The following is a 19,965-nucleotide window of genomic DNA, read 5'->3' on the forward strand; positions in this document are numbered from 1 at the left end:
AACCCGGCGACGGCTTCAGCTGTTTCCATAAAAAAACATGTACTTATGAGCTATTTAGAAACTACCAAAAATGTGTATCGTGATGCTGCACTTACGCCTGATGTAGGCTTGTGCTGTACCACAAACCCAATCTGGGAATTACCGGGTTTAAAAATCCCAAAGATTATGCAGGAGATGAATTACGGCTGCGGAAGCACAGTAAATGCTCGTGATCTCACTAACAATCCGCGTATTTTATACGTTGGTGCCGGCGGCGGAATGGAGCTGCTACAGTTCGCCTATTTCTCTCGTCAAAAAAGCGGCGTTATTGGTGTCGATGTTGTAGATGAAATGCTGGAAGCTTCTCGCAAAAATTTTATCGAAGCAGAAGCGCTAAATCCATGGTTTAAAAGTGAGTTTGTAGATCTTAAAAAAGGAGATGCACTGAGTCTTCCGGTTGAAGATAACAGTATTGACGTAGCGGCTCAAAACTGCCTGTTCAATATTTTTAAGGCGGAAGATTTAAAGAAAGCTATTGCTGAAATGTACCGTGTTTTAAAACCACAAGGTAGATTGGTAATGAGCGATCCTACCTGTGAGCAAGAAATGAATGAAACGTTGCGCGAGGACGAGCGGCTGCGTGCACTTTGTCTCAGCGGAAGTTTACCTATCAAAGAATATGTAAAAGCATTAACTGATGCCGGTTTTGGTACTATTGAAATTCGTGCCCGTAAACCTTATCGTATTCTGGATCCGAAAAATTATCCTACAGACGAACTCATTTATATCGAATCTATTGAGGTAGCTGCCATCAAAGATCCAATGCCTGAAGATGGCCCGTGTATCTTTACCGGTAAAGCGGCAATTTATTACGGTTCTGAAAATCATTTTGATGACAAAAAAGGACACGTGCTAGTTAAAAATCAGCCATTGGCCGTTTGTGATAAGACTGCAGGTGCACTGGCTTCTTTAGGTCGTGATGATATTTTTATTAGTGAAAGCACGTTTCATTACGATGGTGGTGGCTGCTGCTAACCGCCGGCTGGCATCCAGTAGCAAATAAAAAAAGCCCCGCATTGCGGGGCTTTTTAATTTAGCACGTCACTCAGTTGAGCTGTATATTAATTTAATTACGTGTGGCGCCGCCACTATTTCCCATTATACCCAAAGCGACGTAATTCACGCTCGCTGCTTCTCCAGTTTTTGTTGACTTTTACATACAATTCCATATGTACTTTTTTTCCGAAGAAAACCTCCAGGTCTTTACGCGCTTCAATACCTACACGCTTTAAGGCTGCACCTTTGTGGCCTATAATAATACCTTTCTGGCTCTCGCGCTCTACCATAATAATGCTACGCATTCTAATAATGTTGTCTTCTTCAAAAAACTCTTCGGTATCTATTTCTACAGAATAAGGAATCTCCTTTTTGTAATGCATTAAAATCTTCTCGCGTATGATTTCGTTTACGAAGAAACGCTCTGGCTTATCGGTTAAAGCATCTTTAGGATAAAAAGGCGGTGATACCGGTAAAGCTTCTAATATGCGATTAAAAACCTCAGCTACTCCAAAGTTCTCTAAAGCCGAAATTGCAAAAATCTCTGCATTAGGCACCTGTTCTTTCCAATGGGTACGACTTGCTTCAAGAAGCTCTTCATTTCCCTGATCAATCTTATTAATCAACAATAAAACCGGGATCTCTGTATTTCTTATTTTATTGAAAAAAGCTTCGTCTTTCAATTCTTTTTCACCCAATTCAACCATGTAAATTAATACATCTGCGTCTTCAAATGCCGACTTTACAAAAGCCATCATCGAAGCCTGCAACTCATAAGCTGGTTTAATAATACCCGGAGTGTCACTTAAAATCGCCTGAAAATCCTCCCCGTTTACAATACCTAAAATACGGTGACGCGTAGTTTGTGCCTTTGACGTAATAATAGAAAGACGCTCCCCTACAAGAGCGTTCATTAACGTAGATTTCCCCACGTTAGGGTTACCTATAATATTTACAAAACCGGCCTTATGCGATTTTGGTTCTTGTGATTCTGGTGCTAACGGATTGTTATTTTGAGATTCCAAACGTATGGTATTTTGAGGTTTTAAGCTGCAAAGATACGTTTAAAAAATTAGCGTTTGAGTTTTACGTTTAAGCGGAAATCCCTAAAGACCTTCATACTATTGAAATATTAGTCGGCCGGTATAGGTTTCTTCTACCTCAACAGTAGGTGGGCGATTTACTGAGATGAGATCGCCGGTACTCAATACTTTTCCGCGTAGCGATTGTATAGGATTTACAATAACTTTATTTGTACCGCGGTGGTAGATATTGAGGTTCTGTATTCTAAAATCAGCACCTTCAAAACGAATATCGCCTTCTAAAAATTCAATATTCGCAGTCTCGACTGCGCCGGAAATATAGAAATTACTGAGTCCGTTTGCGCTAATATTTAATTCTCCCACATTAAGTTGTAATCTAAAATCACCGTCTTTGTGGTAGAAATCTTCTTCCTCCCCGTCATTACTTATTAAGGTCAATGAAGGATACGTGAGTATACCATCGCTTTGCACTTCATATCCTGAAGCATTACGTATTTGCTCAATATTAGGAGATGTTACATACACCTGACTGATGTTAAAATCCCGAACTAGATTACAGCCATTATTATCTAAAACCGTTAAAACACCGTCTGTAACACTTACTTCAATGTCATTCAATAAATTTTCACCAGTTGCAACCTCTACTTTTTGAACCGGCCCCTCTTTAAGAATAAGCTGCAAACGCTCTTCAACGATAATTGAAGTAAAGTCGCTTACTGTAAATTCTTTCAGTATGCGGTCACCTTCTGCCTGAATACAATTGAGTCCCTTTTCAGAGTTACAGGAAAGTGCAAAAAGACAGATGAGAGATAGGTATAGAACGTTTTTCAAAGCCAATTTTTTAGAATGGCTAAAAATACACAACTGCTTCAATTATTATTGATATTGTTATTATTATTTGAAACAAGAAATAAGGCATCTCGACTGCGCTCGATGTGACAAGTAGGTTATTCTTCCTCATCGTCTGCCATAAAAATCTCGCGGGTAAGTTTGTCGCGACGTTCGCGGGCGAGGCGCAGTACCGGGTCGTATTTTGCATACTCACTATCGCTGTATTTCTTAATAAAATCTTCGTAGAGTTTTAAAACTGCACGCCGGTCTTCATAATAATTATCGGCTACGATAACTTTGGTGTATTCGGCGTTTTTATTTTTGGGATTTTCTTTCAGAGAAAAGTTGACGTATTTCATCGCGTTCTTCCAATCCTTTTTGAGTTCGTAGGTACGCGCCAACGTATATTGCTCGTCACTTAAAGGAAGATCTTTAAATTCTAAAGCTGCTAAGCCGTGCATTTCGGCTTTATCAACATCTTCGGTGTAATTGTACAGTTTATTCAGGATACTGTGCAAATACCAGTCTTCAGGCGAAAAATCCAAAGCTTCTAAATACTGCTCGATGGACTTTTCATACATACGGTCTTTAAAGTACGCATTGCCCAGTTTCTCGTGAATAAACTGCGTGCTTTGACCGAGTTCAAGCAATTTTTCAAACCAGGTTATGGTTTCTTCATTCCAGCCTTTATAATAATAGCTTTGAGCCAGTGTGCCGATGATTTCTACATTAGTCGGGTAACTTTCCAGAGCTTTAAAAGCTAGTTTTTCTACCATTCTAAAATCTTTTCGCTTCAGATAAAAGGTAGCCAGTTCTGAAAGTGCTTTTTGATGGGTGCTGTCAAGTGCAACTGCTTTTTGGTAATCTTTCAGGTAAGGAAAAAGGGTCGTAGTTCTTTCTTGCGTTGAATCTGAAGCGTTAATCTTTATATCACTGGGCATATTCTCGCTTGCACGCCCACGCTGGTAATAAAATTCAGGATTAGTTTTATATACTGAAATCAATTTAGTAAAAACACTATCTGCTTCTTTAAACTTACCTTTAGTAATGAGTAATTTACCATACTCATTCATTGCTATCACTTCATCTGTACTACTCGCAGCTTTTACATAATTAATTAACGCATCGTCAAGTGTACCTTTTGCCTGATGCGCACGTGCTAATTTTAAATAAACAGATTCTTCTTTAGACGGAATACGTTCATAATTTTCAATAGCCGCGCTGTAATTTCCTACTGCATACAAACTATCTGCAACGGCCAAAGCCGAAACTTCCTGAGCTTCGGCCTGGCTGGCAATTAGTAAAAAAATAAATAGATAAAATCTGCTCATTGATACTTATAAAGTTGAGTTACTGCACCTGAAATACAATGGGTAGAGAATACAAAACATTTACAGCCTCACCACGTTGTTTGCCCGGAGTCATTTGAGGTAAAAGATTTATTACACGTTTTGCTTCTTCTTCTAACTTTAAATGAGGTGCTCTTGACGCTATATCAACTATATTCCCCTGAGTGTCAATTTTAAAGCGTACATAAATACGATTGACGCCGGTAAGTCCTAGTTCTTTACCCAGATTGGTATTGAAATTTTTATTGATTAATGCAGAAATACTTTCAGACATGCAAGCTTTACGCTCTGCATTGCTTAAACCCTCACAGCCTGGAAAAACGGGCACTTCTTCAATTACAGCAAATGGAACGTCATTGACTTCTTCCTCATTAGTGGAAGTTTTCTTAGTACTTGCTGATTTTTCAATCCCCTTCCCTTTCATATACCCTGCCATCCCAACCTTCAGTAGAAGTTTTTTCTCTTCTTCTGTAAGGTCTTCTTTGGCATCTATGGTGGCTTGCAAATCTGCAACTTGTTCTTCTAATGTAAGTGCCGTATTATTCTGAGCGTCTTCATTATCATCAGTACAACCTACATAGGTTAAGATACCGGCGATAAGAGGAAGCACTAACAGATATTTCCATTTTGCATTGTTTCTTGATTTTTTTTGTAACATAATGATTCGTTTTTTGATTAATGAATGATTGAAAAATGTATTGATGAATGAAATATGTTGCGTACCAAATGCGGTATTGAGCAACTGATTGTAATAAGATTTGATTTCGGTTTTCTTAGTGGCGTGGGCATCTGCGATGAACTCGTGCAATTCGGCTACTTTATTTTGATAGATATATACCAGTGGATTGAACCAGAACAAAACGCGTAAAACTTCAAATAAGAAGAGATCTACCCCGTGTTTGTGCTTTAAATGCACTTCTTCGTGTGCCAAAATGTGGGCTTTAGCTTCAGCAGTAATTTTATCGCCTAGAAATATAGTTCCCAGAAAGGTAAATGCCGCATCGCTATTAGGAATGGTGATCACATTAGAGTCAGATTTTCTTTTAAAGCGGAAATACCTCTTGATCTCCTGATATTTTCTGAACAAGATTCCTGCACTAAAAAGTGCCCCGGCTGCGTAGATAAGGATACTTATAAACGCATAATCTATTCCGGGTTCTGCTACAAGCAACGGACTATTTTCTAAAGGTTGCCTACCAATAAACACTTCGGGGAGCATTTGCAAATTTTCGCGTAGCGGAATTTGATTCTGAAAAAACTCAAACTGCATAAACGGTAAGGCAAAAGCAACTAACACTGTACTTATCAAATAGGCGCGATTGACATTAAAAAACGTCTCTTTGCGCAACCAAAGTTGATACACTGCAATAAACAATGCCTGAAATACAATAACCTCAAGTATATATCGTATCATGATTAGTCGTCTTTATTAATTTCCTTTAAAATAGCTTCGAGTTCACCCGCACTCATTTCTTTTTTCTTGACGAAAAACGAAACCATGCTTTTAAAACTCCCATTGAAATAATCGTTTACCATTTTTGACATCGAAGCACTACTGTAATCAGACTTGGCTACCAGCGGAAAATAAATATGACCTCTACCCTGCTTTTTAAATCCTACAAACTCTTTAGTTTCTAGAATGCGTACAATGGTAGAAACTGTGTTATATGCCGGTTTAGGCTCTGGCATTTCATCAATTATTGCTGCAACGTTACTTTCTTTAAGATCCCAAAGGATCTGCATTACTTCTTCTTCTGCCTTGGTTAATTGTTTCATAATACGTATCTAATTAGGGATTAGTAGTTCTTGAACACTTCAAATATAACTAATTATTTAGTTAAACTAACAAATTAGTTGTATAAATTTAAAAAAAGTTTATCCAGGCCGATTCAAAATCAGCTTAGATCTTTAGAAAAGTATATTTTATTTATGCAGAAACAGAAATGCTTACCACATAACCTTCTGAATTGCGCACATTAAAAACAGTACCGTCTTCAAATAGTAAGTATTGTCCTTTAATACCCTTGAGTTTCCCTTGATACTCTGGAGTTTTGTCGAGGTTGAGACTTTTAAGTTTTGTAGGGTATTGCAATACCGGAAATTCTATATGCGTCTCTTGATTGTTTTCTAGATAATACTCCAGCGCTTCTGTAGGTATGTATTGTTTTAAAGCATTACGCTTAGCGACAAGATCTTCATCTTCAATCTCATTCTTTAGCATTTTACGCCAGTTGGTTTTATCTGCGATATACTCCTTTAAGGCAACTTCAGTAATGCCCGCAAGATAGCGGTTAGGCACTTCTACGATTTCAATTGCTTCGTGTGCTCCCTGATCAATCCATCGGGTAGGCACCTGCGATTTACGGGTTACCCCTACTTTGATATTACTTGAGTTTGCGAGGTAAACAATATGGGGTTGCAATTGCACTTTTTTCTCGTAATCGAGATCACGATCTTCTTCATCTAGATGTGCTTTGCTCAATTCTGGGCGCATTATCCAGTCTGCAGCCTGAGGCACTTTATAAAAATCATCATAGCAATATCCCTGTCGATAAATCTTTTTGTTTTTCCCACATGCCAAACATTGATACTTTAAAAATTCTATACGTATTTCCCTGTCTAAGAGCTGATTTACATGAATAAAATCATCTTCAAAAACTAAATAATATTGAATAGGGTTATCAAGTTCGGTTTGCATTTTTGTGAGGACTCCTTGATATTGCATAAAAATAATCTTACTTGATTTGTTTGAGTTAAAAAAAACTTAATTTTAGTCGCGCTTTTCGCTAATTACAAAGAATGAGTGCTCAAATATACTAACAAATGCCCATACCTTTAGTCAATTCTATCGCCAGCTGGTTTCTCAAAAAACGCATCCACCAGATGGAATTGTTTCTCAAATATCCTCACGATGTTCAGCTTGAGCTATTACATAAATTGATTCAAAAAGCCCGGAACACCGAAATAGGAAAACAATATGGCTTTAAAGATATACGCTCGTATGCAGATTTTGTAGAGCAAGTACCTGTGCGCAATTATGAAGGCGTTCAGGACCTTATAGAACGCGGTCGCAAGGGCGAAAATAATATTTTCTGGCCCTCGCCTGTTAAGCTGTTTGCACAAAGTAGTGGTACTACAAACGCAAAAAGTAAATACATCCCGGTAAGCCCAGAGTCTCTTGAGGATTGCCATTATGCTGCCAGTAAAGATTTGTTGTGTGTTTACCTCAACAACAATCCCGATTCAAAATTATTTACAGGGAAAAGTTTACGATTAGGAGGTAGCAAACGCCTATATGAGAGCAACGGCACGTCATATGGAGACCTTTCTGCGATACTTATAGACAATATGCCCTTCTGGGCAGAATTTAGCAGTACTCCCGGCAATGAAGTTTCTTTAATGAGTGATTGGGAAGTAAAGATGCAAGCCATCGTACAAGAAACTATTGAAGAAAAAGTAACCAGCCTCGCCGGTGTACCCTCCTGGATGCTGGTATTGTTAAATAATATTTTAGAAACTACAGGTAAAAATCAGCTAATGGAAATTTGGCCAGACCTGGAAGTTTATTTTCATGGTGGGGTAAGTTTTGAACCCTATAGACAACAGTATCACAAGCTCTTTCCCAATCCTAATTTTAAATATTACGAGATTTATAATGCTTCGGAAGGATTTTTTGCGCTTCAGGATCAAAACGATTCTAATGATTTACTGCTTATGCTTGACTACGGTATTTTCTACGAGTTTATACCTATGAATCAATACGGTCTGGCAGGTGAAAAAATCATACCGCTTTCTGAAGTTGAAGTAGGTAAAAACTATGCGATTGTTATTACCACAAATTCGGGTTTATGGCGCTATAAAGTGGGCGATACGGTACGTTTTACTTCGGTTAACCCCTATAGAATACGCGTGAGTGGGCGCACTAAACATCATATTAATGCGTTTGGAGAAGAGTTAATCATTGAGAATGCAGAAATGGCTTTGAAGAAAGCCACCGCATTAACACAATCTGAAATTATAGATTATACCGCAGCCCCAATCTTTATGATTAATAAAGAAAAAGGAGCTCATGAGTGGTTTATAGAATTTAAAGTTGAACCAAAAGATAAGGAGCAATTTAACCGCATTTTTGACGTCGCTCTTCAGGAAATTAATAGTGATTATGAGGCAAAGCGCAAAAACAACATGACTCTTAATCCACCCACTATACATTATGCGCGTACAAATCTTTTTTACGATTGGCTTAAGTCTAAAAACAAATTAGGAGGTCAACATAAAATACCCCGGTTAAGCAACACCAGAGAGTTTGTTGACGAACTCTTAACGCTAAACACTTCCTCCTATCATCATTAGGTTAATAGGCCATTACTTTTAACGAATATTAAAACACTTTAGCCAAAAAATTATTTTACGTTCTAAACTTCTCCTAACTTGAACCTAACAAATCATAACTCACATCACGCTTACTTTAAGAAGTTAGCAACTTTGACGCTAGCAGTAACATTACACTCTTTGTTACTGCTGGGCCAAAGTAAGTCTAAAAAAGGCGATCTGGCTTATACAATTCTACCAAACCCATCTCCCGAAATAAACCATAACGCTGAAGCAGATATTGCTTTTGAAACCGAAGAGCTTTCTTTAAACACCGCTGCCTTTGAGTACGCTAGTTGTATTTTTCAGAATGAACTTATTGTAGTGTCAAAACGCAAAATAGGATCAGCCAGAAGCGGCATCACCACCATACTAGATCAAAGTGATTTTAAGCTAATAGGATTTACAAAAAATGATAATAACTGGTCACAACCGCATATTTTAAAAGATGCATTTATGGGAACAGATAATCACGGGGGAATCACCTTTTCAAAAGATGAAAACCGCGTCTTTTTCACAAAAACTTCACCCGAACGACCCAATAGTTATCAAATCTACACTGCAGAACGATCAAGTAAATTTGCCAAATCCTGGCAAAATGAAAAATTAATTGTTCTTGCAGATAGCAAATACTCTATTGAAAATCCCTGGTTAAGTGCAGATGGTAAAAAATTATATTTCGCGAGTAATATGCCGGGTGGTTACGGTGGTTATGATATTTATGCTGTGACAGTTTTTAAAAATGGAATAGTAGGTAAACCTGAAAATCTAGGAGCTTTTATTAATAGTGAACATGATGAAAACTACCCAACATTAAACGTTAACAACACCAAGCTCTATTTTGCCTCAAACCGAAAAGAAAGTTATGGAGGTTTTGATTTGTTTCAATGTTATGTAAGCTCTGGAAACTATAGCAGAGCAAAAAATCTAGGCTCTAGTATAAATAGCATTTTTGATGAATTTGGCTTTATTACTACCTCAGAAACTACTGGGTATTTTAGCTCTAACGAAAATGCATTGAGCAAAAACCCGAATATTTATAGTTTTTCGGTGAAGCCGTAATCAATAGAACACATAAAAAAAGGGCTGTTACTCGAGTAACAGCCCTTTTTTTTTTTATTTACAATCTAAAATTAAGAAACTGCTTTCAGTTTTTTAATTGTAGATTTTTCCAATTTAAATTCTGCGTATTCTTTATCTACTTTAAAAGAAGATATATCTGAACTTGGCAGATCAAACATTGCATCGGTAAATATAGCTTCACATAAAGAGCGTAATCCCCGAGCACCTAATTTATACTCAATTGCCTTCTCAACAATATAATTAAGGGCATCTGTTGTAATTTCAAATTCAATATCATCCATATGAAATAACTTTTCATATTGCTTGATAATTGCATTTTTAGGCTCTGTAAGAATTGCTCTAAGCGTTGCAGCATCAAGAGGATCCATATGTGTTAACACAGGTAACCTTCCTATAATTTCAGGTATTAGTCCAAAGTCTTTAAGATCTTTAGGTATAATATATTTAAGTAGATTATCACGCTCTATAACATCGTCGCTCTTACTTGCGCTGAAACCTACAGCCTGCATATTAAGACGCTTACTAATTACACGGTCTATACCATCAAAGGCACCACCTGCAATAAACAAAATATGCTCTGTATTAACCTCAATAAATTTCTGATCTGGATGCTTACGCCCCCCTTTTGGCGGCACATTTACTACGGTACCTTCCAGAAGTTTCAAAAGCGCCTGTTGCACACCCTCACCACTTACATCACGTGTGATTGAAGGATTATCACCCTTACGAGCGATTTTATCAATCTCATCAATAAATACGATACCACGTTCTGCTTTTTCTAAATTATAATCTGCTGCCTGTAATAGTCGTGTTAAAATACTTTCTACGTCTTCACCTACATAACCTGCTTCAGTTAATACTGTTGCATCAACAATAGCCAAAGGTACATTGAGCATTCTTGCAATGGTCTTAGCCATTAACGTCTTACCGGTACCGGTCTGACCTACCATAACAATATTACTCTTCTGTATCTCAATATCATCATCAGAATCTGGTTGCAGCAGCCGCTTATAATGATTGTAAACCGCAACAGCCATGACCTTTTTTGTAAAGTCCTGACCTATTATATACTCATCAAGAAACTCTTTAATTTCTTTAGGTTTCTTTAATGTAAGATCGCTGTTTAATCCTTTTTTATTAGTGTCTTTTGCTTCTTCCAGAACGATTCCGTGAGCCTGTTCTATACATCTATCGCAAATATGCGCATCAAGTCCTGCAATAAGCAAACTTGTTTCCGGCTTTTTCCTGCCGCAAAAGGAACATTCTAATTCTTCTTTCGCCATAATTCTTCAATTCGATTTTTAAATACCTATTTAAAAACCAGTATTAATTCACTTCAACTAGTACTAAACTAATGTTATTCTCTTGCAAGAATCTCATCAATCATTCCGTATTCAAGTGCTTTATCTGCTTTCATCCAGTAGTCACGATCGCTATCTTCATAGACTTTTTCGTAAGACTGTCCTGAGTGCTTAGCTATAATATTGTATAACTCTTTCTTAAGGGTTAGTATTTCTTTTGCTGTGATTTCTATATCACTGGCCTGACCCTGTGCCCCACCCATAGGCTGGTGAATCATAACTCGTGAATGGGTTAATCCACTACGTTTACCTTTTGCGCCTGCACACAGTAAAACAGCTCCCATAGAGGCTGCCATTCCTGTACAAATTGTCGCTACATCTGGTTTTATAAATTGCATCGTATCATAAATACCAAGTCCTGCATAAACACTACCTCCCGGTGAGTTTATATAGATTTGAATATCTTTTGAAGCGTCTGTACTCTCTAAGAATAATAATTGTGCCTGTACAATGTTTGCCACCTGGTCGTTAATACCTGTACCTAAAAATATAATACGATCCATCATTAGACGTGAGAACACATCCATAGCAACCGCATTCATCTGGCGCTCTTCTATAATATTTGGGGTAAGCCCCACAGGATACATGCTGCTCATGATTTTATCATAATACATGCTGTTTATACCCTGATCCTTAACTGCGTATTTTTTAAATTCTTCTGAGTAATTCATAGTTATCTTTTCAAAGTTCTAGGTTCACTATAATCCTAAAATTAAATTTCATTAAAAAAGGTGCGAGTAACACCTTTATATCCTTAGTAAAAAAAAGCGTCTTAACCTTACAGTTAAAACGCCTAAATATACTATTTATATCAGAGAATTACTAGTTGTAAACTTCTTTCACAAATGCGTCAAAGGTCACTTCCTTCTCTTCTAGCTTCACATTTTCTTTGAAGAAATCAAGCAATTTCTTATTCATAAGCTGCTCAGAAAGACGCTTAACCTCATCCTGATTACTTAAAATACGTGCCGCAATACCTTCTAACTCTTCATCTGCCGGATCATTTTGACCAAACTGAGCCATCTGGGCTTTGATCATTTCTTTAGCATACGCTTTGATCTCTTCGAAGGTGATTTGCAATTTGTTTTCTGAAATAACTTTGCCTTCTATAAGCTGGTAACGCAATCCCTTTTCAGAACGTGCATATTCTTCTTCAGCTTGCTCAGCAGTAAGTTCTTTCTCTCCACTGCGCTGAATCCATTTTTTTAGAAATTCTGCCGGAAGATCAAATTTTGTATTTTCAATTAAAGCTTCGGTAACATCATTAAGCAATTGCTGATCGCTCTGTTGTTTAAATTGACCTTCTCCTTCTTCTTTAATTTTATCTTTTAATTCGGTAACGCTGTTAATTACACCAGGACCGTATAATTTATCAAAAAGCTCCTGATCTAAGTCTGCAGCTTCTCTGTGATTGATTTCTTCAATCTTAAAAGAAACTTCAAGGTTTTTCTCTGTAGCCTCTTCTTCAGATAAACCTAAAAATGTTCTGTAATCACCCGCTTCTTTAAATAGACCCTTAGTAAAAACGGTAACAACATCATCTACTTTTGCTCCTACAAAAGCTGAAGTATTCGCTTTACCCTTTAGTTTTTCTACTTCAAAAGTGGTTTTCTTATCAAAACCTTCTTCTTCATTTACAAAACTACCCGTAACCTCATCTGTAGCAGCTACTTCCTGCTTACTTGTAAGTTTTCCGAATTGCTTCTGAATCGTTTTTATCTGATTATCAACCATTGCCTCATCAACAACTATTGTATAATTTTTAATAGCCTTTTTTGGCTTAAGATCAACTTCAAACTTAGGAGCTAAGCCCAACTCAAATTCAAATGAATAATCATCAGAATCCCAATTTAAATCTCCTTGATCTTTAGGTAATGGATTGCCCAAAACATCTAGCTTCTCCTCTGTAAGATATTTCTGTAAGCTATCTTGTAAAAGCTTATTTACTTCATCAACTAAAATCGCCTTACCATATTGCTTTTGAACAAGCCCCATAGGTACGTGACCTTTTCTAAATCCAGGAATGTTTGCAGACTTACGGTAATCTTTAAGTACCTTTTGTACTTTCTCGTTATAGTCTTCTTTAGCAATATCTATCTTCAATACTGCATTTAACTCATCAATATTCTCTCGTGTAATATTCATCTTCTAGTGGAATTTTCCTATAAAATTTGGAGTGCAAAAGTACATCTTTTTTGCATCCTTACAAAGTTTTAAGGCTTTGGCGTTCAGTTGACTTCTATTCTTCTTTAATTAACGCAAAAAGTAACGATTGAAAGAGCGACAAAAGAAGACTGAAAATTAGCGCCCACCAAAATCCATCTACTGCAAAACCGCTCACAAAATAATCTGCAAGTAGTATAATAACCGCATTGATAACCAATAAAAAAATACCAAATGTTAACACGGTTATAGGCAATGTTAAAACCACGAGAATGGGTTTTACTATTAGTCGCAAAAGTGCAATTACTATAGCCACGATTAGCGCAGTCATAAATGAAGTTACACTGGCACCCGGAAGTAAATACCCTAAAAAAATTACTGCAAGAGCGGTTAGAATTAATTTTACAAGCGTTTTCATAATATCTTAATATTTAACCCTAAAATAAAAAATCGCCGCTCATTAGAGCAGCGATTTCTTCAAAATTGCATTTTAAATAATTACAGTTTAGTTGCTTTGACTTACTGAAATTGTATTATAATCACCCACATTTACTGTAGGAATTGTTGAACCATAGGTTGCATTAATTGCCAGAATCGCCTGGTTAGCCAGATACGCATAACCTCTAGGAGTAGGATGTACACCATCTAAAGAAAAAGCACCACCTGTAGCAAATGTTGATGTTAAAGACCCTCCATCAAATGTAATACCTCCTGTCGCTAACTGGTTTAAAATTGCCTTAGCATCAACAAAAGCTAAACCATTAGCCTGAGCTAAAGCAGCAATTGTAGTATTATAAGATGCCTGAGCCGCAAATATTAATGCTTGTTCTGAAGGAGTTAGAACATATTGATCAGTTACAGGTGCGCCTACACCTATAACACTGTTAGGATCATTTTGATTTGCAAGAGTACCTAATATGCTTGAGGCAGTTAATACGAATAGATCATCTGGCGTTGCCTGTCTAAGCTTTGGTAAAAATGTGCCTGGAGCTGCAGGGTTTGGTAAATTGGTAAGACTCTCGTCTAAGATAACAGCAGCATTTTGACCTTCAACAAAATTTATTGTTCGTGCATCACGTTCTGCTGCAGTTATAGCTCCTCCTGCTGCATAAAGTGCCATCCCACCATTATATTGTGCATACGCCTGATTAACTCCAGCTGCAGTTGCAGCATCTAAAGGAATAGCATTATAAGGAACAGTTGTAAAATAAGGTATAGAAGTTACATCAGGAATATTAAACACTACTCCTCCTGTTGCTGTTGCAGTAAGTGCGTTTAACTCCTGAGAATAAACACTTGCAAATACCTGAGGATCTGTAATATCATTTGCCCCATAAGTAGAGGGATCTAAATTTCCTTTTTGATCTACACCTACTCCACCACTGGTTGCGTAACTAAGTATATCGTTATTTCCTATCCATAGCGAAAAGAAAGTAGGACTTTGAGCAGCAGCGTCTGCGATAATAGTTGCATTTGCACTTGAAGCAAAACGCACAAAATAAGGGTTTGAAGCTCCTGCAGTAACACCGGCAATATTACCATAACCTGGCGCTACTAAATGAAAGCTTTTAGCTCCAGGAACACCCATATTATTAAACGGCCCTGTAAGTACGTTTGAGATATCTGTAGTTGGTGACCCGCTTAGGCGTACAGGACCAGGATTACCGCTGGCACCTACCGATAATACAAAACGATTTTCAGTAATTTGATTACCTCCCGCTAATAACCCGCCTAGATTGTCATTTACCAGGGGCTGCTTAAATTCACCACCTCCGGCTAATGCAAACTGACCTGCAAGAATATTAGGAAAACTATTTTGTTGTCCCGTAAGATATAATGCACCATCAGCATAACCTGAAGTTAATGAGTTACCTACAGAAACAAAATTTGAAAAGTCTGCAGAACCACTTGTATAAACCCCACCATCTTCGATAGGATTGTCTAACTCTGCCTCACACGCTGTTAATAACACGGCAGACAGCGCCATATATTTTATATAATTTCTCATCATTTCTATTTTTTACATTTTATACGTTAAACCAATCCCAGGAACAAATGCACTTGATTTATAAGTACCTCCAAAAGAAGAACCATCACTTACATAATCATAGGATTCATCAATTTCTTTAAAACGCAGGTATAAGAAAGATGCATCAATTGCAAAGCTGTTAGAAACCTGATAAGAAAGCCCAGCAGTAAATCCGTTACCATCATTACGAGGAGTTTCTGGAGCAAAATAACCAGAACGCACTGGTGACTCATCAAAATAATAACCAGCTCTTAACGAGAATTTTTCGCTTGCTTCATACGCTACTCCAAATTTGTACAATGATGAATTTTTATAATTCCGTGGATTTATAGACTCGCGACCATTACCAAAAACAATATCAAGATCTTCATAAACATCCCAATAGGTACGAGTATAATCTACGTTAAACGCCCATTTTTCGCGCTCGTAAGTTGCACCAACTGTTAACTCTGCAGGAAGTGGCAGCGAAGCTGTGAAACTTGTATCACCATTAGCAGGCACTAAAGGAGAATCTGGGAAGTTTGCAAATGTTGCAGTTCCTTCAGTAGATTTTAATATGATTTCAGAACGGTAATTTGCACCTAGCGTAAAATTATCAGATACATTAAACATAGCTCCTACAGACCAGCCCCAGTTTGTAACTCCAGAATCATCTACAGTGATATTAGATCGGTTTCCTTCTAAATCTGTTAATGTTCTATCTGCATTTCTATTGAAGTTAACGCTACCGGTAACAAAGATAGGACCACCACCTACACTAAATTTATCACTAATTTTAAACGAAACTAAAGGCTGAATGTATATGGCAGCAAGATCAATATTATTAACTAAATGTGATCCCGCCCAGTCTGTAGGCCATTCTACCCCACTACCGTAAGGTGTATAAATTGCCAAACCTAAACTGAGTCTTTCATTTAATGCATACGAACCATATACGTAAAAAGGAGTACCTGCCGGGCTATCTGTACTAGAATATTGACCCGTACTTGTGTTTTGCCAAGCTACATCAGAAAAAACGCCAAAACCACCGGCTGAAACATTTATCTTATTTTCTAAATACACTAAACCTGCCGGATTGAAAAATGCAATCTCAGCACTGTTTACATAAGCCACACCCGTGTGACCCATCGCAAGAGCTCTTTGCCCTTGAAGTCCTACTCTATAGCCTCCCGCAAACGTTATCGCGAAAGAGAACAAGAATAAAGACGTAAATAAAATTTTCTTCATGCTTTAAAGGGGTTTAAAAATTAAAATCTAAATTTTGAACGCTTAAAATTAGGAATCTTATAAATTTTAAGCAGGTTTATCACGATATTTATTATGTATGCATAATAAATATGAGAAAGCAATTTTATGAAAAATTCGGGAGTTGTAATAACTATTCTTAATAATTTATTAATCTTAACCGTATAAAATTTTCATTCTCAATTAAAAATTACAAAACACCATTGAGAATAGGACTAATATTAATCCTAACTATTTAATAAATTAACAAATCACCATTAAAAAATCGTTCTATGTATCTAACTTTCTAATTTAGAAAATTCAGAACTGCGTCGTAAAAATCTTCGGGATTTTCTGCGTGCAACCAGTGACCGGCATCTTTAATACCTATAATTTCAGCATTAGGAAAATGAGCGTGTATTAAATTCTCATCACTTTCGGTGATATAATTTGATTTCATTCCTTTTAAGAACAGCGTATCACCTTCATAAATAGTTTGCGTAGGAAGTGCTTCACCTATTGCCTCTATTTCATTTACTAAAACCGGAAGATTTACACGTAAAGCAAGTGTTTTATCTTTTTGCCAGTATAAATTTTTCAGTAAAAATTGGCGCGTACCCCAGTCCGAAATATAGGCTTCTAAAAAAGTATCTGCATTACCACGTGAAGATCTAGCGTCAGAACTAGCTGACAATGCCTGTAAACCTTCGAGAATTTGTTGATGATGCTGTGGGTATTCTTTAGGACCTATATCTGCAATTATTAATTTATCTATTAGTTCTGGATAACGCATAGCAAACAACATGGCAGTTTTACCGCCCATAGAATGCCCTAAAAGAATAATTTTTGTCAACCCTTTATAATCACAGTATGCTTTTAAGTCTTCCGCAAGCGCTTCATAATTAAAAACAGTACTGTGAAAGCTTCTGCCGTGATTGCGCTGGTCAACTAAATGCATCTCGTAACCGGTATCTGCAAATTGACCGGCTAGTGTTTTCCAATTATCGCCCATACCCAAGAAACCGTGTAGAATAACAAAAGCCTTACCTTCTCCAGAAATATTACTGTGTAAAATCATTTATGACAATGCTTTTAAATAGGATTTAATAGTTTGTTCTAAACCATTATAAAGCGCTTCAGCAATTAGTGCATGCCCTATAGAAACCTCTAGTAAATCTGGTATACTATCTGCAAAAAACTGAATGTTATCTAATGATAAATCGTGTCCCGCATTTAAACCTAAATTTAAATCCTGAGCAAGTAAAGCGGCCTCAACATAAGGCTTAACCGCGCTTAACTGTCCGTTTTTAAATTGAGTCGCAAAATCTTCAGTATACAACTCTATGCGGTCTGTACCTGTAAGCTTTGCTCCTTCAATCATTTTAGGAACAGGATCTACAAATATCGACGTTCGTATCCCGTTACGCCTAAATTCGTCTATAACTTCCTTCAGAAAAATCTTATTTTTTACAGTATCCCAACCCGCATTTGAGGTAATTGCATCTACAGAATCTGGCACAAGTGTTACCTGATCTGGACGCACCTCTAACACTAGGTTTATAAACTTTTCTACCGGGTTTCCTTCAATATTAAGTTCTGTCGTAACCACATTTTTTAAATCACGAGCATCCTGATACCGTATGTGTCGCTCGTCTGGCCGCGGGTGAATCGTAATACCCTGTGCGCCGAAGCCTTCTATATCTTTGACGGTTTTAATAAGGTTAGGAACATCACCGCCTCTTGCGTTACGCAAAGTGGCTATCTTATTAACATTTACACTTAATTTTGTCATTTCAATAATTGTAACTTTGCTTGCAAAAATACGAAGTAGCACAGCCTAACACCTTACTTTTTTTTAATTAAATTGCATTTAGCCTAAGCTATGAAAATAACAGACTTCATAATAAAAGATATAGACCCTATAGATGAGCGCCTTCTTATGGGAGATGCGCAAGAACTCTTTAGCCAAACTACCTATTCGCACGTACCTATTACTAGAGAAGGTGTTTACGTAGGATGCCTCAATGAAAATGATGTACATTGCCACGAGGCTGATGGGGTTATAGCAGACAATGCACATATGTATGAAATCTTTTTTGTGCGCACAGATACAAACTGGCTTAATGTCTTAGAAGCTTTTGCTCAAAATAACACAAATTTAATGCCTGTTCTTGATGAAACTACGAGAGCTTATCTGGGATATTATGAACTGGCAGATGTGATGACCTATTTTAATAACACTCCGTTTCTTAATGAACCCGGAAGCATTCTTGTTATTGAACACGGTATTCACGATTATAGTTTTAGCGAAATAAGCCAAATTGTTGAAAGCAATGATGGTAAAGTATTAGGAGCTTTTATTTCAAAAATCAAAAACGAGGTTGCTCAAATCTCAATCAAGATAGGAGGCAATACTAGTTTTAATACCATTCTTCAAGCATTTAGACGCTATGGCTATGTGGTAATTTCAGAACATCAGGAAGATGCCTTTATAAAAGATTTGAGGGAACGCTCTCAATACCTTGAAAAATACCTAAACATATAAGTTTAAACTTGCCCAATATGAAAGTAGGTATCTACGGTCAATTTTACCACGAGAATTCAGGTCATTATGTACAACAGTTACTCGATCTGCTTGATCAAAAAGGTGTCGAAGTTATTATTGAAGAGAACTTTCTACGTCTTATTCACGAGAATGACGACATTAATAAAACATATTCACACTTTAGCACTTTTGAAGAATTAGACACAAGTTATGATCTATTTTTTAGCATAGGGGGTGATGGTACTATACTGCAAACCGTCACCTATGTGCGCGATTTAAACATACCTATCGTAGGTATTAATACAGGACGATTAGGATTTCTAGCTACTGTTCAAAAAGAAAAACTGGTAAGTTCTGTTGAAGAAATACTGAAAAATAACTATAGTATTTCTGAACGCTCACTAATAGCGATCAAAACTGCCAGCCCTAATGAAAACTTTGAAGAGTTAAACTTTGCTCTAAATGAAGTAACCGTAAGCCGAAAGAACTCAACATCTATGATTTCTGTAGACACTTATTTAAACGGAGAGAAATTAACAAATTACTGGGCAGACGGTTTAATCATTTCTACACCTACAGGTTCTACAGGTTATTCTTTAAGTTGCGGTGGGCCGGTAATTACACCTATGACTTCTAGTTTTATCATAACACCTATAGCACCACACAATTTAAATGCAAGACCCATTGTAGTTCCTGACGAAACAGAGATAAAATTAATAGTAAGTGGTAGAGAACACGAGCATCTTGTATCGTTAGATTCGAGAATAGCCACACTCCCTATTGAAACAGAAATCACACTTACCAAAGCACCATTCAAAATTAAGCTGGTACTTCTAGAAGAAGACACGTTCTTAACCACCCTCAGAAAAAAACTACTTTGGGGTGAAGACAAGCGCAACTAGGCAATAAAAACGCTCTTATCTTGTTTACC

Annotated in this window: 19 protein-coding genes; 5 read left to right on the top strand and 14 right to left on the bottom strand. The window is 37.1% G+C overall.

The genetic code is table 11. The features are described 5' to 3' along the window. Positions 1 to 45: 45 nt before the first annotated feature. Positions 46 to 1,014 (top strand): arsenosugar biosynthesis arsenite methyltransferase ArsM, encoded by a 969-nt coding sequence (arsM, locus tag ACEN25_RS12795; protein ID WP_441803264.1) that lies wholly within the window; start codon positions 46 to 48, stop codon positions 1,012 to 1,014. A 113-nt stretch (positions 1,015 to 1,127) separates the two neighbouring features. On the opposite strand, the gene era is transcribed toward arsM, so the two are convergent. The 6 genes from era to ACEN25_RS12825 form a co-directional block, all read right to left on the bottom strand. After that, on the bottom strand, positions 1,128 to 2,060 hold the full coding sequence (gene era / locus ACEN25_RS12800) for a GTPase Era (RefSeq protein WP_051621389.1): 933 nt from the start codon (positions 2,058 to 2,060) through the stop codon (positions 1,128 to 1,130). A 96-nt stretch (positions 2,061 to 2,156) separates the two neighbouring features. Continuing rightward, a complete protein-coding gene (locus ACEN25_RS12805; RefSeq protein ID WP_441803265.1) occupies positions 2,157 to 2,909 on the bottom strand; it encodes a head GIN domain-containing protein in 753 nt (250 codons plus the stop codon). Positions 2,910 to 3,025: 116 nt separating this feature from the next. After that, positions 3,026 to 4,240, bottom strand: coding sequence for a tetratricopeptide repeat protein (locus ACEN25_RS12810; protein WP_441803266.1), 1,215 nt, complete (start codon positions 4,238 to 4,240; stop codon positions 3,026 to 3,028). Between the two features lie 19 nt (positions 4,241 to 4,259). Beyond that, positions 4,260 to 5,672: a M56 family metallopeptidase gene (locus ACEN25_RS12815; RefSeq protein ID WP_441803267.1), complete on the bottom strand. Its 1,413-nt coding sequence runs from the start codon at positions 5,670 to 5,672 to the stop codon at positions 4,260 to 4,262. A gap of 2 nt (positions 5,673 to 5,674) precedes the next feature. Continuing rightward, entirely contained in the window at positions 5,675 to 6,034 is a 360-nt protein-coding gene (locus ACEN25_RS12820; RefSeq protein ID WP_441803268.1) for a BlaI/MecI/CopY family transcriptional regulator, read from the bottom strand. Positions 6,035 to 6,185: 151 nt separating this feature from the next. After that, complete coding sequence (locus tag ACEN25_RS12825; protein WP_441803269.1) at positions 6,186 to 6,983, bottom strand: DUF2797 domain-containing protein; 798 nt, start codon at positions 6,981 to 6,983, stop codon at positions 6,186 to 6,188. 98 nt (positions 6,984 to 7,081) lie between these two features. Here ACEN25_RS12825 and ACEN25_RS12830 point away from each other — a divergent pair, with 98 nt between their 5' ends. After that, positions 7,082 to 8,611 (top strand): GH3 auxin-responsive promoter family protein, encoded by a 1,530-nt coding sequence (locus ACEN25_RS12830; RefSeq protein ID WP_441803270.1) that lies wholly within the window; start codon positions 7,082 to 7,084, stop codon positions 8,609 to 8,611. 78 nt (positions 8,612 to 8,689) lie between these two features. Next, positions 8,690 to 9,691, top strand: coding sequence for a TolB family protein (locus tag ACEN25_RS12835; protein ID WP_441803271.1), 1,002 nt, complete (start codon positions 8,690 to 8,692; stop codon positions 9,689 to 9,691). Positions 9,692 to 9,762: 71 nt separating this feature from the next. Here ACEN25_RS12835 and clpX read toward each other — a convergent pair whose 3' ends face one another. The 8 genes from clpX to ACEN25_RS12875 form a co-directional block, all read right to left on the bottom strand. After that, entirely contained in the window at positions 9,763 to 10,995 is a 1,233-nt protein-coding gene (clpX, locus tag ACEN25_RS12840; protein ID WP_028377490.1) for an ATP-dependent Clp protease ATP-binding subunit ClpX, read from the bottom strand. A gap of 74 nt (positions 10,996 to 11,069) precedes the next feature. Beyond that, positions 11,070 to 11,744, bottom strand: coding sequence for an ATP-dependent Clp endopeptidase proteolytic subunit ClpP (gene clpP / locus ACEN25_RS12845; RefSeq protein ID WP_028377489.1), 675 nt, complete (start codon positions 11,742 to 11,744; stop codon positions 11,070 to 11,072). Between the two features lie 151 nt (positions 11,745 to 11,895). Beyond that, positions 11,896 to 13,218: a trigger factor gene (gene tig, locus ACEN25_RS12850; protein ID WP_441803272.1), complete on the bottom strand. Its 1,323-nt coding sequence runs from the start codon at positions 13,216 to 13,218 to the stop codon at positions 11,896 to 11,898. Between the two features lie 94 nt (positions 13,219 to 13,312). Further along, positions 13,313 to 13,654: a phage holin family protein gene (locus tag ACEN25_RS12855; protein ID WP_441803273.1), complete on the bottom strand. Its 342-nt coding sequence runs from the start codon at positions 13,652 to 13,654 to the stop codon at positions 13,313 to 13,315. A gap of 87 nt (positions 13,655 to 13,741) precedes the next feature. Beyond that, on the bottom strand, positions 13,742 to 15,244 hold the full coding sequence (locus ACEN25_RS12860; RefSeq protein WP_441803274.1) for a G-D-S-L family lipolytic protein: 1,503 nt from the start codon (positions 15,242 to 15,244) through the stop codon (positions 13,742 to 13,744). Positions 15,245 to 15,256: 12 nt separating this feature from the next. Continuing rightward, positions 15,257 to 16,492 carry an OmpP1/FadL family transporter gene (locus ACEN25_RS12865; RefSeq protein WP_441803275.1) on the bottom strand — a complete coding sequence of 412 codons (1,236 nt, stop codon included), beginning with the start codon at positions 16,490 to 16,492 and terminating at the stop codon, positions 15,257 to 15,259. Positions 16,493 to 16,796: 304 nt separating this feature from the next. Next, a complete protein-coding gene (locus tag ACEN25_RS12870; RefSeq protein ID WP_441803276.1) occupies positions 16,797 to 17,567 on the bottom strand; it encodes an alpha/beta fold hydrolase in 771 nt (256 codons plus the stop codon). Beyond that, on the bottom strand, positions 17,568 to 18,281 hold the full coding sequence (locus tag ACEN25_RS12875; protein ID WP_441803277.1) for a pyridoxine 5'-phosphate synthase: 714 nt from the start codon (positions 18,279 to 18,281) through the stop codon (positions 17,568 to 17,570). It abuts the gene before it with no gap. Between the two features lie 90 nt (positions 18,282 to 18,371). Between ACEN25_RS12875 and ACEN25_RS12880 the strand changes: the two genes are divergently transcribed. Both ACEN25_RS12880 and ACEN25_RS12885 read left to right on the top strand, forming a co-directional pair. Then, entirely contained in the window at positions 18,372 to 19,034 is a 663-nt protein-coding gene (locus ACEN25_RS12880; protein ID WP_028377482.1) for a CBS domain-containing protein, read from the top strand. A gap of 17 nt (positions 19,035 to 19,051) precedes the next feature. Next, a complete protein-coding gene (locus tag ACEN25_RS12885; RefSeq protein ID WP_028377481.1) occupies positions 19,052 to 19,936 on the top strand; it encodes an NAD kinase in 885 nt (294 codons plus the stop codon). Positions 19,937 to 19,965 lie beyond the last annotated feature (29 nt).

This window comes from Leeuwenhoekiella sp. W20_SRS_FM14 (genome assembly GCF_052119605.1).
Classification (GTDB): Bacteria; Bacteroidota; Bacteroidia; order Flavobacteriales; family Flavobacteriaceae; genus Leeuwenhoekiella.